Source organism: Candidatus Hydrogenedentota bacterium (genome assembly GCA_035450225.1).
In the GTDB taxonomy this organism is placed as follows: domain Bacteria; phylum Hydrogenedentota; class Hydrogenedentia; order Hydrogenedentales; family SLHB01; genus DSVR01.
This window is the reverse complement of sequence record DAOTMJ010000029.1, coordinates 21,529-37,656: the sequence shown is the minus strand read 5'-3', so window position 1 is coordinate 37,656 and position 16,128 is coordinate 21,529. Positions and strand designations below refer to the sequence as shown.

Below are 16,128 nucleotides of genomic sequence, written 5' to 3'. Positions count from 1 at the left end.
GTTCCTTGCCAAGGGTGCGACGTATTCGTGCCGCGGCTTATTCCTTCATCCCTCGGACGCCAGCCTTTTTTCCCGGTATTTTTCATCCGGTCGCGTGTAAATCCGGGCAATATCTTTTTCGGACATGAACACGGGTCCGCCGAGGCTGTATGTGCCCACAATGATCCGCGCGGCCTTTTCGGCCATGTCCGTGATGTTCATGACGGTTCGGGGGGAATCTCCGACCGCGATAAAGCCGTGGCCCTGCATCATGATTGCCCTCGGCAATGTTCCTTCCGTCTCGATAAACGCCTCCACCCGCGCGCGGATTTCCCGTGCAAGGACCAGTCCGGGGTCCACATAGGGAACAAACACCGATTTTGCGGCCATCACCACGACATGATCCGGGCAAATGCGGCCCGTCGAGGCCTCCTCGGCCTTTTTTGAACACAACAGCATGTTCGTGTGGATCGGGTGGGTGTGACCGACGAATTTTATCTCCGGATAACGCAACAGCAATGCGTGAAACAGCGTTTCGACCGATGGTCGCCGCGTTTCGCCGGGATCCACGCGGGCCTCCGTCAGCACACGCGACACCGCCGCGTCGTCCGCGCCGGGGTCGTCCAGCAGCGCGAGTACTTTCGCGCGCGATACGGCCACGAATCCGCCGCCGTCAATGTTGCCCAAGACGGATCCCGACGCTTTTACATAAAACGTATCCTCGTCAATCCGCGCTGAGGTATTGCCCTCGCCGAGGATTGCATACCCCCGGTCCGGATCGCCCAGATAACGCGACAAGTCCACCAATTGCTGCAGGATCGCATCACGCATAAAAATATACACATCCCTTCCATGTCATGCAGGTGATAGGGGAGTATACCATTTTCGCGCCGAACCCGGCAAAAAAACACGCGTTGCGAAAGCCAACACTATACGCATAAAATGACATTTGTTGAAACGCAAGCGCGCTGCTGTCGGCGTCCCGTTGGGCCGCTTTTTCCAATGTCTGAATTGGGGTGCGCCCGGGCAGGAAAACAATGCCATGAAACGTATCCTTCGCATGATTGTCAATTTGTTGCTGGCGATCATGGCGATTTATGCTGCGGCCAAAATGTTGGTGATACTGGATGCCGTTGCCGGATGGTTGCTTCCCGAACGGGTTTGGCCGGGGCCAACGGGGATTTATTTTGTTCCCGGCACGGAAGTCCGTTACGAGATGCACGACTACGTTTGCACGGATCGAATCAATTCCCTGGGATTCCGGGATCGGGACATTGCCCTGGACAAGAAAAGCCGGCGGCGCATTGTGGTCATCGGCGATTCGTTTACCTACGGCTGGGGGGTCAATATCGAAGACGCGTGGTGCAAGCGGGTTGAATCCCGTTTGCGCGAGCAGGGTTTCGACGTCGAAGTGCTGAACCTTGGCAAGCCCGGCGCCGGTCCCCGCGACTACGCGGGCATCGCGGAATGGGTTATACCCCGGCTGAAACCCGACATGGTGGTCGTTGGTTGTCTGGCCGCGGAAGATCTCGCCCAACTTGGCGACATCTGGAGCATCGAACCCGGGACATGGCTCCGGGAAAATTACTCCCATCTGCTCGATCTCGTGCAACATGTGCAACACGCTTGGCGGGGCTTGCCGCCTCCGCCTTCCCTCGTGCGAACCGCCGAGGATGTGCGCCGGGAATACGCAAACGTCGCGCAGGATATCGCCAACGGTTTTTCCGATGAGCAGCGATCGCGTTTCAATGCATTGGAAGAATCCGTCCGGAACGTCTTTTTCGAGGGACGTCTGAACCCGTGGATGATTGAGCATGCCATTGTTTCGCCGAATTATTTCAGCGACATGACCCATTTGCGCCTGCAAACGAGCCGACTTCAACAGCACCTTCGGCGCATCCAAAAAGCCGCCACGCGCCAGGGCGCCAAACTGGTGGTTCTTACCATTCCGGAAGGCTTCTATGTGAACAAGGAGGCGTATGCCAACATCGGACGCGTGGGTTTTCGCGTACACCCCGAAATGCTCCAATCCAACGCGCCCGACCGGGCCGTGGAAAAGGCGGCCCGGGGCGCCGGCGTATCCGCGTTTTTCAGCGTTACGGATGAATTCAGGAAACATCAGAACACGAAAGGCCTTTATTTCGAGTTGGACCGACACATGACCCCGGCGGGAAACGCCCTGTATGCCGCGCTGGTTTCCCCTTTTCTGGCGGAGGAACTGCGCTCCCTGGATGCACGGCCTCCAACCCCCGAAACAGACGCGCTGGACTCCGGCGCGTCACAAGGCAATCTGGCTGCCATGTTTCCTTCATGAGTATGATTTTCTGGTTGGCAATGTCTGCGCGCCCGGCGTGGATGTTTTGAGCGAAGAAACCAACAGCCCGTGGCAAGGCGGAATCCCATGCGTGTATTCCAGACAAGAAGCGGCGAGGCGGTCATCGTGGCGGCCCTGTTCCTGATGGCGGGCACGGCGGGGTGGGCGTTTCTGAATCAGCCGGGCGTTCTTTTTCGCGCGGACGCGGAAAGCGATTGCAAACTGTTTGGAGCTTCCCTGCTTTGGGCCATGGGCCGCGGGATGCACGGAACCACCGAAATCACGCCGGAAATGGCCGAATTCTTCACGCAGCAACGTCCCTCCTTGTCGCCTGAAGAGGTTCCCCCGGACCTTGCGCGATTTCCCACCACCGGCAAGTTTCACGTGGATCGCCTTTACATGCTTTATGCCGTGGGGATTCTTTGGAGGCTGTTTGGAATCTCCTGGGCGTCCGTCAAAATTTTTTGGGCCGCGGTATTTGGCGTGACCGGCGTGTTGACGTATGGGATCTTTCGCTTGGGCATGAACCGGTGGCTGAGCCTCGCCGGAACGGTGTTGACGCTGGCTTCGCCGGTCATGCTCGGCCAACTTCCGTGGTTGCGCAGTTTTTGCAAGGCGCCGTTTCTCTTGGCCGTGATGCTGGCCGCAGGATACCTCCTGTTGCGCGAGGTACGCCCGCGCACCCTGTTGTGGCTTTCCTTGGTCATGGGATTTGTCATCGGAATAGGATTTGGATTCCGGCAGGACGCCGTCATGGGCCTCCCGGCCCTGTTGGCGGTTGTCGCGCTGGGTACGCGGGTAGCCCATCGAACCCCGGGCCGGTTTCGACTTGCGGCGGCTTTGGCGCTTGTCGGCGCTTTTGCGATTCCCGCATGGCCGGTCCTGCGAATGACACGCGAAACCGGCGGCAACAACGCCTTTTACATGGCCCAGGGATTCGCCCTGGAATCGGTCTTCGACATCGGCGCCGAACGGGCGATGGTGTGCCCGTTCCATAGCAACGGCGATTATCTCATGCACGCCCTGATTGCCGATTACGACACCAAGCAAGACCATCTGCCCCCCGACGATTTTTCGAGCCTGCGCACGCTGGGTGCGGCCCGCCTTGTCACAAGCCTGCAAGCCAATCCGCTTCAGGCCGTGATGGACCTTGTATTGAACATGGAGTTATTCAATCGTGATCAGGTGGACATCTGGCGGAAAAAGACCGAATTGCTGACCCGGAAACTGGTGTTGTCCTTGTATGCGACTTTTCCGGCGGACGTGATAGGCCGTTCGTATGCCGCCTCGCTCAGGATTGTCCGCAACCTGCAGCCACGGAACTTTTTCAAAGAAGAAAACGGCATGTTCCGCGCGGCGGAACGATGGGCGGTTCCGGTGTCGCGCCATTTGGATGTGTTCGGCCCATGGTATGCCGCGGCGGCGTTTGTGGTCATCGGATCCCTCGGTTTGCGGCGGGCCGCCGGATGTCTGCTGTTGTTTCTGTATTTTACCGGTTATACCAGCATCGAATTTCAGATGCGTCATGCGTTTCACCTCAATTTTCTGTCCTTTTGGTTTCCTCTTTTTCTTGCGGGAGCCGCGTGGGCCGGTCTGCGCGGTGTGATGCGTGACGGCTTGAAACAGGCGATTGCCAAGGCAAGACCGGCCTTTCCCCGCGCGGTGATCTTCACGGTTTGCACGGCGGCGTTTCTGGCGGGACCGTTATACGCGGCCCGGTTCTACCAGGAAAAAACAACGGGCAGGCTTATGGAGACTTATGCACAAGCCGATCTTGAGCCGCTCGATGTCGAAATCCGCGAGAACGGCGGGGCAACCGTCTTTTCCCCGGCCCGGCTGCCGGCGTTCGAAAACACGGCGATGGACAACCTGCGGAAAAACCTGGCGCTGGATCGCCTTGGGCTTTGGCCGGAACGCAATGTCCGGACGGAATACCTGGTGGCCGAAATGCGCGTAACCGGACCTTGGGCGCGGGTGTCGTGGCGCTACCGCGACCTGCCCGATATCCTGTTGGATTCGTACCGCCTTCCGAACCCCGGCGGTCCCTGCATGTTTCGCTATTATTTTCCCGTCATCCAGTATTCGGATTGGTACCAGGATCAACATCCGGGCGAAGGCCGCTTTGGTCCGTTCAACGGGCTTACGTTGGGGTCGGACGCCGAGTTTTTAAGGTTTTACCGGGTGCGAAATGTGCAGGATTTTCCTTTGTTGATGAGCGTTTGGCTTCCATCGGAACGGGAGCAGATGCGCTATTGCCTGGAACTTGGACTATGAGGAAACACAGGGCGAATCCATGCCGCCGGACTCTGTCCGCCGTTGCCGTTGCGTTGACGGCCGCAGCCGTTTTCCCATGCGTTGGATCGGCTGCGCCGAACGGCGATGCCGCTTCCGCCGCAAGGTTGCTTTCCCTGGCGCCTGAATCGGCCGCCATTGCCTGTGTCGTGCCGCATCTGTCGAATCTTGCAGGCAAAAGCCTGAATGTCGCGGATCGGCTTCTGCCTCCGGAGATGCGCAACGGCGAGACGGCCCACGCCCTTTTCGAAGGGGCAATGTCCGCATGCGGTTCCGACGGCGCGAAGACCTTTTCCGATTTCCTCGTGGAGAAAGGTTTCGCGCCGGACACGCCGTTGGCGTGTTTCTTCGATTTGAGTTCGCCGGCCAAGGAGGCCGCGGAACTCATGGAGACGATTCGGACGGAAGATTTGGGCATTGTCCACCGTAAAAGACCGCCCGCCGCCTTTGCGGCGATTGCCGAATACAGCGATGCAACGTCCGCGGCGGCCTCGCTGCATTCCCTGGCGGACGCATGGCAGATTGCGTGTCGAAACGTGTCCGCTCAAGGGAAAACCGAACCCGACGGCCTGTCCTGGCCGGATGGCGCGCTGGGCTACTGTTTCGCGGGCGGATGGATCGTCGTATCCAATAGCCCGGCGTTCCTCCGGGAAACGATTGCCCGCATCGAGTCTCCCGCAACCTTCGGCCTGTCTCCCGAAGCCTGTCCGGATTTATTGTCATGCGATGCCGCATTGGCGACGCGCCCGGAAATGATCATGCCGGCCACGCCAAACCTTGCGCCCCTCCTTGGATATGTCGCCCATGTGCTGAAGCACGAGGCGGCGGAAAAGGCCGGCATCATCGAGGAACGGGATCAAGCCTATCGGGGAAACGGTCTGCTCGTGACGACCTTGACGATTGCTGAAGACGGGATTGCGCTTCGATCGCGTCTCGACACGCGAAACCGTCCAGCGCTGGCCGTTCATTCCGGCGATATCCCGCCGATGCGCCTTGCGGCGGTGCTGTCCCCTGAAAACATGTTCAATGCAAGCGTGCGCATTACGGCGCCGTTGAGACGGACGGTGTTCGACTTGTTCAATCTGATACCTGGTTTTATGCGGATGCGGGAAGTTCGCATCGCGCAACAGGCCGCCGATTGCCTCCTTGCCTCCGAAATCGCGGTGGGCATCGCCGTCGAAGATGGCAAGCCGGCATTGTTCGGCGCGGCAAGGATTGCCCAAGGCCGGGATCCAAGAACCTTCCTGAAGGCGCCGGGAACCTTCCCGAAAACCGGCGGAGAATCCGGCGAGACGTGGACTTTCGATGTCGCCGGAATCACGTTGCATGCCACAGTCCGCGAGGATATCCTCGTTGCGGCCACCCGTCGGGACAAATGCCTGGAACTGGCGGAGGCAATCGCCAGACCCGGCGAACCGGTTTTCCCGTTCCCTCTGAACACCGGCATCAATCCGGCGTCCATTTTGACCTTCTGGTCGCTGGACGCGCCCAAAGCGGCCCACGTGTTGCCCCTGCTTGTTCCGGAATTGGACAACCCCGGACGGCAGTTGCTGGGGCGAATCGGCGAAACGGTTCGTGAAGTGCGCGGCATCAAGCGTTCCGACAAAGGTTGGCAGGAAATGACCCTGTCGGTTTACCTGAAATAAACAGACAAGGCGCGGACATCCATGGCCGAAATTCCGAATCCGGCATGAAGGTCCCCGCCGGGAACCAGCCCGTATGAATGGGGTTACATGGATAAAAACCACGGGAAAGGTGCGAGCGATGGACTCCAAGGTGAACAGAAGGGATTTTTTGGCCAAAACGGGTGGCGGCATGGCGGCGGCTTGGCTGGCCGGCGCGACCGCACACGCATCGGGTTCCAAGGGCACGGATCGTCCGCCGAATTTCATCGTGATCCTTGCGGACGACATGGGCGCCAAGGAACTTTCGTGTTACGGCAACAAGGTTCACCACACGCCCAATCTGGACCGGCTGGCCGAAACGGGCGTCAAGTTTGAAACCTGTTTCGCCTCGCCCATCTGCCATCCCACCAGGCTCATGATCATGACGGGGCAATACGGGTGCCACAACGGCGTCTATAATTTTGCCGGACGCCGGGGCGGCCCCGAACCGAATTCGCCGGTGGAAGACATTGCCAAGTCGCACGTGACGTTTGCGAATCTGCTGAAAAAAGCCGGGTACGCAACGGCCCTCGCGGGAAAATGGCAACTGTCGGGGGAGCAGCCCAATCTCATCCGTGAATGCGACTTCGACGAATACTGCATGTGGGCCTATGAACGGGACTTGCCATCGGGCGTAACGCATGCGGGGGCCTATGAAAACGACCGGAAACCGTCGCGCTACTGGCATCCCTCCATCGTCAAAAACGGCGAATACATCCCGACAACCCCCGACGATTACGGACCGGATATCCATGCGGATTTCGTGAACGATTTCATCCGGCGCAACAAGGACCGGCCTTTTTTTGTTTACTACACCATGTGCCTGACGCACGGTCCGCATGTGCCCACGCCCCGTTCTTTGAAACCGGGCATGGACAAATTCAAGAACGACAAGGCGAACTTCAAGGACGGGGTCGAATATGCCGACCTGCTGATAGGCCGGCTCGTGGCGGCGTTGGACGAACAGGGTTTGCGCGAGAACACGGTCATCTTCTTCACGACCGACAACGGCACCGGCGGCGAAGGCAAGGGCGATCCCACCGAATTGGGCGCGCGGGTGCCGATGATCGTCAATGCGCCGGGTCTCGTGAAAACCCGGGGAACCACGATGGAACTCACGGATCTCTCCGACGTCATGCCGACGATGATGGAACTTGCCGGCGTGAAACTGCCACAGGACCGCATCATTGACGGGAAATCGTATGCGCGGTTCCTGCGCGGCAAGACCGATCGCACGCGCGAGTGGATATTCAGTTTCATCGGCGACGCGCGTATCCTGCGCACCAAACGCTTTCTGCTCGAGGACAATTCGCCGCACCGGTTCGGGCGGCTCTATGATTGCGGCGACAGCCGGGATGGTTCCGGTTACAAGGATGTCACGGACTCGACGGAGGCCGCGGCGCTCGAAGCCCGGAAGCATTTTACCGCCCTTCTGGAAAAACTACCCGCGCCGATCATTTCCGGCGAGGGCCATCCCAAAGACAAAAAGGAAAAACCGCGGCGGCCGTCCGGAAGGGAACGCCGGCGGAAATAAAGGGGCCGTATTTTCCGCGTCAGAACCAGAAGCGGTAGACTTGGACTTCCATGACGATGCCGTACAGGTTCCAGAGCGCGCCGACGATGAAATCGCCGAGGATGAGGCCGATGAAAAACGGCACGGCGGGCCGGTAGGCCTTGACGCCCCCATAGCGCATCACGGCCACCTTCAACAGCCAGCCGATCAGCACGCAAACCCACAGGCGGTCCATGGACCATGTCCCGGCGAGCGCGAATCCCATCGGATGCAGCGGCCACCAGGCGAAGTTCATGCGCATCGCGGCCAGCAGAAACGAGAACAGGGCGCCGAGGCCGATGACCATTGTCGAGACGAGTTGATGTGGCTGCGGCGCGGTGAACCACATATTGACGCGCGACCAGATTTCCCAGCCGAACCCGTCGCCCGCGACCATGCCCGCCGCCCCGCCGTAATGGTAGTGCATCCACATCATGGCCCACATGGAGGCCATCGTGCCCGCGACGACCGCAACGAGCATGGCCATGAGATACCGTAGGTTGTCCATCTTGAGTTGATGGGCCAGTTTGAACGCCTCCATGCCGTGCGGCATCGGGTGGCCGCGATAGACCCGGTTGAAGAAATTGAGCATGCCGAACATGACGAGGTCCGCCGGATTTTCCTTGCGCATGTTGGTCATGCCCATCGCGTTGAGAATCTGGATGTTCGGTCCGAAACTGTGGAGATCGTGGACGGGCGGTCCCAATTCGGCGCGCATCCGCGTGATCGCGAGCGAGATCAGGAAATAAAGCGCAAAGAACAGTGCCGTTACCCACCACGTCATCCCCGTCCGCCAGCAAAAGAACAGGAGGAACGATCCGCCGCCGGCCAGCAGCAGGGCCGCCCATCGTGCCTCATGGCGATCCCAGTCGGTGATGTCGTCGTCGCGGCATCGGCCCAGAAGGATGAGCGCCACGCGCTTCAGGTGGCGGCGGCTGATCCACAACGCGATGAACGCGATGGCGTAGAATCCGCCGGCCATCTGTTCCGTCAGAAACGGCGCACCCTGAATGCCCTGCAATCCGAAATGGCTGACCAGAATCCGCTCGGCTTTGAAGAAGAAAAAGAAGAACCAGCAGGAAAACGCGAGGTCCACCGGCATCAGGAAGAACATCGCGATCGCGAAGGGATAGAACGACACAATCGCCTCGCCCATGTCGGACCACGGGCGTTCCGGAAAGAAGGTGCGCAGATCCACGATCGAGGCGATGGGGATGCGCGGCAGCAGCGGGAAAAGCCGGTTCAGGCCGTTGATCATGCCGATCGAACCGGCAAGGCCGAAACCCGCCCAGAAAATTCGGTTTTGGAAGAGCGTCCGCGGCTGAACGGCCAGTAGATAGGGCACTTGCAGGATGGGATAGGCCAGTTTTTCGTGTTCGACCCACTGCTTTCGGAACAGCAGGGTAATGCCCCACATGACCGCGCACAACGCAATCACGAAGCCGAACCACCATGCGAGCGGTTCGATCCAGGGCGCGAAGTTGGCCCAGTGATACACCGATTCCTGGCCGATGTACAGGCCCTGCAGTGCGGCCTGATCCTTTACGACGAGCCACGGCGGAACGTGCGGCAGGATTTCGGTGTACAGCCCGCGCAACGGCGCGTAGCGGTGGAGATGCGTTACCGTTTGCAGCCAGAGTTGCAGAAAATCGTGGCCGGCCAGCCCGCTCGCGATGCCAATCATCGTGTAGATGACGAGAATTTCGCTGCCCTTCAACGCCCACGCCGGATTGAAACGCTCAACGGCCATGTTCACGATCGCAATAACGAAAATGCAGAACACGGCATTGAAAAACAGGCTCAGGCACGTGGGAAAACCGGAATACCAGCCCAGTTCCGCCAGCACGACCCAAAGCGCGTTCAGCGGAATCAGGATGAGCCCGATCGCCACACTGCGAAACGTTACACCCATGTTCGGTTCCCAAGCCTTGCATGAAACCCCGCAAGTCCAACACGACGCGCATGGCCGTGTCAAGGCATCCCGGCCGGGATGCGGATAAATTCATTTCTTTCATGCTTGCTCATGCTCGTGCTCGTGTTCGCAATGCCGATGGCGATAGCGATGGCGGGCACAAGAGAGAAACGATGGAACCTTCCCGTTGACAGCTGATTACTTTCGCAATTCAGGCGGGCGTTTGTTACCATTCAAGGCGCGCGATCGTTTTTTTTGCGACGCCGGGATCGGAGGGCCGGCAATGTCTGGAAACGGTGGACGAATGAATACGGAACTGGCGGGCGGTTGGCGGACGGTGACGGACCTCGTCGAAGTGGCGGGGCAACTGCCGCCGACGAAAGCCGCGGTGGCGGGGGGCAGCCGGATCGAGGATCTGCGTCTGGTCGAATCGGCGCGCGATCACGGGATTCTGGACCGTATTGTCCTGGTGGGCGACGCACGTCGCATCGCGCGGTCGGTGGAAGAGGCGGGCATCGAGATTCCCCCGGAAGACATTGTGGCCGTGGAGGACGACGAAGCGGCGTGCGCGGCCACGGTTGCGCTGGCCCGATCCGGCGTGGTGAACATGGTGCTGAAGGGGAGCGTTTCCACGTCGTCCATCAATCGTCACATGCTGCCCCTTGCCGATCGTCCAACGGTCAGCCTCGTTTCGCTGTTCGATGCGGCGCCGATCGCGGACGGACGGCCGATGATCCTGACCGACGCGGGCATCACGACGGTCTGCCATTTCGGACGCATGGCGGACCTGATTGGAAACGCCGTCGAGGTCGCGCGCGTGGTCATGGGCATCGAGCATCCACGCGTCGCCGTGTTGTCCGCGAGCGAGAAACCGGTCGAATCCATGGCCTCGACATGGATGGGCAGGCGGTTGGCGGAACGCGACTGGCCCGGTGTCCATGTCTACGGTCCGATTTCGCTCGATTTGGCGACGGATCCGCGATCGGTCTCCATGAAGGGCTTCGATGTGCCGGAGGCGCGCGAGGTGGCGGGCCGGGCGGACATCCTGCTGTGTCCGAACATTGACACGGGCAACGTCATCTACAAATGCATCAGTGCGATGATCAAGTACGGCCTCGCCTCGCTCGCGAACATGATTGTGGGATTTCCCATTTCCTATGTCCTGCTTTCGCGATCGGACGCGCTCGAAACGCGCCTGAATTCCGTCGCGCTGGGCAGCATTTACGCGCAGCGCGCGCTCAACCGGCCGCGCCCGGCATGCACCGTGGCCGTTCCCGATCCCGTGGCGTACCGCATTCTGGCGGTCAATCCGGGTTCGACGTCGCTGAAACTCGCCATTTATGAGGACGACCAAAACGTGCGTGAAACCGAATTGGCGTGCGAGATTCGCCATTCGGGCGTTTGGGAATCCGACGAGGCGGAAGCGGCCCGTCTTGCGGATCTTGCGCAGCGGGAATTGGAAACGAGCGGCGTTGGCGGCGTGGACGCGATTGCCGCGCGCGGCGGATTTCTGCCGAGACCGCCCGGGAAACTGCCGGGCGGCGTGTATGTCGTGGCCGAACGCACGGCAGACGGCATCGCGGTTGACGAGGCGATGGTCGGGCAGGTATTGCGGCATCCGGAACGCCGCCACGCCGCCAACTTCGGGATTCCCGTCGCGGCGATTCTGTCGCGGCGGTTCGGCGTGCCCGCGTATGCGGTGGATCCCGTCGTCGTGGATGAATTCGATCCCGTCGCGGAGATTTCCGGGTATGCCCCGATAACGCGGCGTAGCACCTCGCACGCGCTGAGCATCCGCGCGGCGGCGGCGCGGGCCGCGCGCGAGATTGGGCGTCCGCTCGCGGATCTGAATCTCGTCGTGGCGCACCTGGGCGGCGGAATCACGGTGGCGGCGGTCAAACGCGGCCGCATGACGGACAACAACATTGCCCTGCTTGGCGGCGGGCCGTTCACCCCGCAACGGGCGGGCGCGCTTCCCACGGGCGCACTGATCGATCTGTGCTATTCGGGACGGTTCGCTCGTGATGAATTGATCGAAGAATTGACCCGGCGCGGCGGATTGCAGTCCTATCTTGGCGAATACCGCATGGAAACCATCGAACGGCGCATCGCGGACGGCGACGAACACGCCCGGCTCGTGGTGGACGCCATGGCGTATCAAATCGCCAAGGAAATCGGCGCCATGTACGTGGCCACGGGCTGCGACATCGAAGCGATTGTCCTGACGGGCGGGCTGGTTCACGGGGCGACGATACGGAACGCTGTGCGCAAGCGTATCGGCATGCTGGCGCCCGTCATCGTCTATCCCGGATCGTTGGAGATGGCTGCCCTTGCCGCCGGGGCAATCGCCGTCCTGTCGGGACGCGAAAACGCGCAGGTCTATCGTCCGTTATCCTGAGACCGGAGATTGAAAGCGGCTCTTGTTGCCCGAATTCCGGACGAGGTGAACGTTATGAAAAAGAGGATCTTGTCTGAAAGGTGAAACCCCTCGTGGGTCCATGTCGTCTATAAAGTCCATTTTCCCGATTACGATTGTCGTGAGCCCCGGGTTCCCCATGGAGGGTGAAAATGAGTTCCCTTGAATAATCCTGCAAGCGATTGAAGAAGTTTATAACTCCTTGTTTCAAGCACGAGCACGATTACGAATACGAGCACAAGCACGAGAGGTTATGATGTTATACTGATTGGCATTGCAGCGCCAAACAGGGCCCATTATGGAAATAAACGGATTGTCCAGTCTGTTTCACGCACTTTCCGTAATTGCCCGCGACAGGAGATGGGCGCATGGCGGGTGAACCACCCATCGAGATACCTTTTGGAGAACTGAAAAGCCAATTCCGCGCGATCGAGACCGAGATTCGCGCGGCGATCGACGACGTCCTCGGCAATGCGTGGTATATCTTCGGAAAACACTGCGCGGCGTTCGAATCGGAATTCGCGGCCTACATCGGAACGCGGCATTGCGCGGGAGTCGGATCGGGCACGGAAGCGATCCATCTCGCATTGCGCGCGGTGGGCGTACAGGCCGGTGACGAGGTAATTACCGTCGCCAACACCTGTGTGCCGACCGTTGCGGGAATCGCGGCCAGCGGGGCGACGCCCGTGCTCGTCGAACCCCGCCCGGACACGTTGGCCATGGACCCGGATCGTCTGGAGCAGGCCATCACGCCGCGCACGCGGGCCATCGTCCCCGTTCATTTGTACGGCCATCCGTGCGACATGGACGCCATTGGTGCGGTGGCGGCCGCGCACGGGCTTGCCGTGGTCGAGGACTGTGCACAGGCCCACGGGGCCCGCTACCGGGGCCGACGCTGTGGATCGTTGGGCACGGCGGCGGCGTTCAGTTTCTATCCGAGCAAGAACCTCGGCGCGTACGGCGACGGCGGCGCGGTGACGACCAGCGATCCGGAAGTGGATCGCCGGGTCCGGATGTTGCGCAATTACGGCGAAGAAACGCGCTATCGCCACGTGTCCGAAGGGTTCAACAGCCGGCTCGACGAAATTCAGGCGGCCATTTTGCGCGTGAAACTGGGATATCTGGACGCGTGGAACGAGGCCCGGCGCGAACGCGCGGCGGTGTACGGACGGTTGTTGTCCGGCGCGGGCGATATCGTCCTGCCCTTCGAGGCCGCGAATGCGTTTCACGTTTACCATCTCTATGTGATTCGTACGGCGCATCGCGATGCGTTGCAGACGTATCTGCGCGCGCGCGGCATCGCGACGCTGCTGCATTACCCCGTGCCGGTTCATTTGCAAAAGGCATACGTGCGGCTCGGATATGCCCGCGGGGCGTTTCCGGTGGCCGAATCGGCGTGCGACCGCGTGCTGTCGCTGCCCATGTACGCCGAAATGCCGCTCGAATACGCCGTGCGCGTCGCGGAAGCCGTGCGGGCGTTCTTCGACGCCGAAGGCTGCGCATGAATCGCGAAGAATACGCCATCATGTTCGCGACCGAAGACCGGCATTGGTGGTATGCCGGCCTGCGCGCGATGCTCGACGGCGCGTGGCGCCGCCACCTGTGCATTCGGAATCCACTCGTGCTCGACGCGGGATGCGGCACAGGCGCGACGCTGCAATGGATCGCGGGCCGGACATCACGACAGCCGGTAGGTTTCGACATTTCACCCGATGCGATGCGTTTCTGCCGCCAGCGGGGTTTGGCGGGGCTTGTGCAGGCGTCCGTTCTGGCGATGCCATTTTCGGAGGCCGAGTTCGACGCCGTCGTTTCGCTCGACGTGCTCTATCACCGGAACGTGCCGGATCGCATGCGGGCATTGGCAGCGATCTTTTCGGCCTTGAAACCGGGAGGCTTTCTGATCCTCAACCTGCCGGCATACGGCTGGCTCCGTTCGTCGCACGACGAGGCCGTCCACACGGCGCACCGCTTCACGCGCGGGGAGTGCGTGGAAATGCTGCGTGCCGCCGGTTTCGAGGTACTCCAGGCAACGTATTGGAACACGCTGCTCTTCCCGGCGATTGTCGCGACGCGGCTATGGCGCAAGATGCGCCCGCCCGCGGATTCGGACCTCGCGCCGCCCGGCGCGATGGCCAATCGCCTATTCGGCGCCGTGCTGGGCATCGAGCGGAAAATGGCCGGCCTGTTTCCGCTGCCGTTCGGCCTGTCGGTTTTCACGGTGGCCCGCAAGCCTGAAGCGAACTTGTCGTAACGCCCCTGTCAAGGATGCGAGTTCTTTGTTTGCAACTTCTTTGCGCGGCGCGTGGAAATCGCGAAGAGGGAAACTACCAGCCGTATTTTTCCGGCCCCCAGGGCTTCATGACGTGTTCCTGTTTCGGGATGAGCAGGGTCCGTTCGGGGACGTCGTCGTAGACGATCGCGCCGCCGCCCACGCAGGAGTAGTAGCCCACCTTGATACCCGGCATGAACATGGCATTGACGCCGGTCCGGCAGTAGTCGCCGATGAACGTGTACGAACCGTAACATTCGGGGTGTTCGCGACGGCCCTGGACGGTTTGCGCGCGGATGCCGTCGTCGAAACGCCATGTACCGCAGACCGTCGCCGCGCCGATGTCCACATGCGTGCCAATCAGCGCCGTGACACAGCAATAATGATAAAGGTAGACGGTGTCGAACATGACGCCGTCGAATTCGGCGCAATGGCCGACGATGCTGTTTGGACCGATGACGGATCCCTCGCCGATCTTGCCGTATTCCTCGCAACGGGCGTTTGCGCCCATGACGACGCCCGGTTCGAGGATCGCGCCGCACGTCGCGCGGGCGCCGGCGCCGAGAATGGCCGATCCGCCAATCCGGCAATGTTTGCCGATGTGTGCGCCGCGTCCAAGCCACAATTTTGCGTTCGGGGCGATGTCCGCGCCGTCGTCTATGCGCGCGCCTTCCTCCATGAGGGTGGATTCGAGCGCCTCGACGGCCTCGCGCGCGGCGAGCCGGTTGGCTTGCACGATGTGCCAGGGCTTGTCCACGTCCACGAAAAAGCCGGGCGCCATGACGGCATGCACTTCGATGCCGTCGCGCCGCATCATCTCGAACGCGAAGGCCGCGTCGCCTTCGCGGGGCGGCATCGCGCCGACGTGGACATTCGGCATGATGCCCGGATCACGTTCGAGATAGCGAGTCAGCAATGCCGTCCGCGCAATGGCCATCCCGCCGAACCGGGGATGACTTTCGTCGCCGCCGCCCCAAATTTCGCGTACCCATCCATCCGGCGCGACATCCACCGTCGTGCACGAGGCGGTAAGCCCGCGCGGCGTTTCGGCGGCCAGCACGGTCGCCTCCGCCTTGTTTGCACGGTGTCCGTCGAGCAACGCCCGCACCGTTCCCCGCGCAACGACAATGTCGCCGGAGCAAAGCAATACGCGTTCGCCCGACACGGCGGCCAAACCGTGCAGGGCGGCGTCCACGGGTCCCCGGTTGGCCGGCGTTTCCACGAAACGCACACCGTCCAGATCGCCCAGAACGTGCCGCACCGACTGGCCTTCGGAATCCACCACGACGACAATATCCTTGATCCCGTCGGCCAGCAGATCGAGCGCCATACGGCGCGCCAGCGGCACATTCGCAACCGGCAGCGCGGCCTTTCGGCGGACGCCGGTGTAGGGCCATGCCCGCGATCCCGTTCCCGCAGCGAGAATAACGGCTGAATCCATCGTGTCTCCTTCGCATTCTTCCCGAACCGCCCGTTTTCATGCGCCTCCGGTCTTTGGGCGTTGTCTCTTTCGGCGGATCGCGGCGTGTCGTGGCATCAGTATATCCGGGGATGGCCGTAGCCGCAATACGCCCTGCGCGTAGGGAACACGGCAAGGGCGCCGTGTCTACAGTGGAAGCGTCATCTTGCCGCTTTTTCGTCACCCCGTTCGATCAAGCCGGCTTTGCAGAAGCCTTTTCGTGCGGTGGCATAGTTGATATCCAATGGCGCGGTTGGAGACGCGTGTATTC

At 60.9% G+C, this 16,128-nt stretch carries 10 protein-coding genes; 7 read left to right on the top strand and 3 right to left on the bottom strand.

All coding sequences use genetic code 11. The features are described from left to right. Nucleotides 1-45: 45 nt before the first annotated feature. On the bottom strand, nucleotides 46-810 hold the full coding sequence (locus P5540_14395) for a class II aldolase/adducin family protein (protein ID HRT66005.1): 765 nt from the start codon (nucleotides 808-810) through the stop codon (nucleotides 46-48). 211 nt (nucleotides 811-1,021) lie between these two features. Here P5540_14395 and P5540_14390 point away from each other — a divergent pair, with 211 nt between their 5' ends. The 4 genes from P5540_14390 (at nucleotide 1,022) to P5540_14375 (ending at nucleotide 7,783) form a co-directional block, all read left to right on the top strand. Then, nucleotides 1,022-2,293 (top strand): GDSL-type esterase/lipase family protein, encoded by a 1,272-nt coding sequence (locus tag P5540_14390; GenBank protein HRT66004.1) that lies wholly within the window; start codon nucleotides 1,022-1,024, stop codon nucleotides 2,291-2,293. A gap of 87 nt (nucleotides 2,294-2,380) precedes the next feature. Further along, entirely contained in the window at nucleotides 2,381-4,567 is a 2,187-nt protein-coding gene (locus P5540_14385; protein HRT66003.1) for a hypothetical protein, read from the top strand. Beyond that, entirely contained in the window at nucleotides 4,564-6,231 is a 1,668-nt protein-coding gene (locus P5540_14380; protein HRT66002.1) for a hypothetical protein, read from the top strand. The genes P5540_14385 and P5540_14380 overlap by 4 nt, the downstream gene beginning before the upstream one ends. 118 nt (nucleotides 6,232-6,349) lie before the next feature. Further along, a complete protein-coding gene (locus P5540_14375; protein HRT66001.1) occupies nucleotides 6,350-7,783 on the top strand; it encodes a sulfatase-like hydrolase/transferase in 1,434 nt (477 codons plus the stop codon). 19 nt (nucleotides 7,784-7,802) lie between these two features. On the opposite strand, the gene P5540_14370 is transcribed toward P5540_14375, so the two are convergent. Continuing rightward, complete coding sequence (locus P5540_14370; GenBank protein ID HRT66000.1) at nucleotides 7,803-9,713, bottom strand: OPT/YSL family transporter; 1,911 nt, start codon at nucleotides 9,711-9,713, stop codon at nucleotides 7,803-7,805. Between the two features lie 304 nt (nucleotides 9,714-10,017). Here P5540_14370 and buk point away from each other — a divergent pair, with 304 nt between their 5' ends. The 3 genes from buk to P5540_14355 all read left to right on the top strand — a co-directional run bounded on the left by buk (nucleotide 10,018) and on the right by P5540_14355 (nucleotide 14,380). After that, complete coding sequence (gene buk / locus P5540_14365) at nucleotides 10,018-12,111, top strand: butyrate kinase (protein ID HRT65999.1); 2,094 nt, start codon at nucleotides 10,018-10,020, stop codon at nucleotides 12,109-12,111. Nucleotides 12,112-12,497: 386 nt separating this feature from the next. Further along, a complete protein-coding gene (locus tag P5540_14360) occupies nucleotides 12,498-13,634 on the top strand; it encodes a DegT/DnrJ/EryC1/StrS family aminotransferase (protein ID HRT65998.1) in 1,137 nt (378 codons plus the stop codon). Further along, nucleotides 13,631-14,380 (top strand): class I SAM-dependent methyltransferase, encoded by a 750-nt coding sequence (locus P5540_14355; GenBank protein HRT65997.1) that lies wholly within the window; start codon nucleotides 13,631-13,633, stop codon nucleotides 14,378-14,380. The genes P5540_14360 and P5540_14355 overlap by 4 nt, the downstream gene beginning before the upstream one ends. A 73-nt stretch (nucleotides 14,381-14,453) precedes the next feature. Here P5540_14355 and P5540_14350 read toward each other — a convergent pair whose 3' ends face one another. Then, nucleotides 14,454-15,839 (bottom strand): NDP-sugar synthase, encoded by a 1,386-nt coding sequence (locus P5540_14350; GenBank protein HRT65996.1) that lies wholly within the window; start codon nucleotides 15,837-15,839, stop codon nucleotides 14,454-14,456. Nucleotides 15,840-16,128 lie beyond the last annotated feature (289 nt).

Bases quoted from the DNA above. Each gene is read 5' to 3' on its own strand.
- P5540_14395 (HRT66005.1), bottom strand. From the start codon at position 810: ATGCGTGATGCGATCCTGCAGCAATTGGTGGACTTGTCGCGTTATCTG.
- P5540_14390 (HRT66004.1), top strand. From the start codon at position 1,022: ATGAAACGTATCCTTCGCATGATTGTCAATTTGTTGCTGGCGATCATG.
- P5540_14385 (HRT66003.1), top strand. From the start codon at position 2,381: ATGCGTGTATTCCAGACAAGAAGCGGCGAGGCGGTCATCGTGGCGGCC.
- P5540_14380 (HRT66002.1), top strand. From the start codon at position 4,564: ATGAGGAAACACAGGGCGAATCCATGCCGCCGGACTCTGTCCGCCGTT.
- P5540_14375 (HRT66001.1), top strand. From the start codon at position 6,350: ATGGACTCCAAGGTGAACAGAAGGGATTTTTTGGCCAAAACGGGTGGC.
- P5540_14370 (HRT66000.1), bottom strand. From the start codon at position 9,713: ATGGGTGTAACGTTTCGCAGTGTGGCGATCGGGCTCATCCTGATTCCG.
- buk (HRT65999.1), top strand. From the start codon at position 10,018: ATGAATACGGAACTGGCGGGCGGTTGGCGGACGGTGACGGACCTCGTC.
- P5540_14360 (HRT65998.1), top strand. From the start codon at position 12,498: ATGGCGGGTGAACCACCCATCGAGATACCTTTTGGAGAACTGAAAAGC.
- P5540_14355 (HRT65997.1), top strand. From the start codon at position 13,631: ATGAATCGCGAAGAATACGCCATCATGTTCGCGACCGAAGACCGGCAT.
- P5540_14350 (HRT65996.1), bottom strand. From the start codon at position 15,839: ATGGATTCAGCCGTTATTCTCGCTGCGGGAACGGGATCGCGGGCATGG.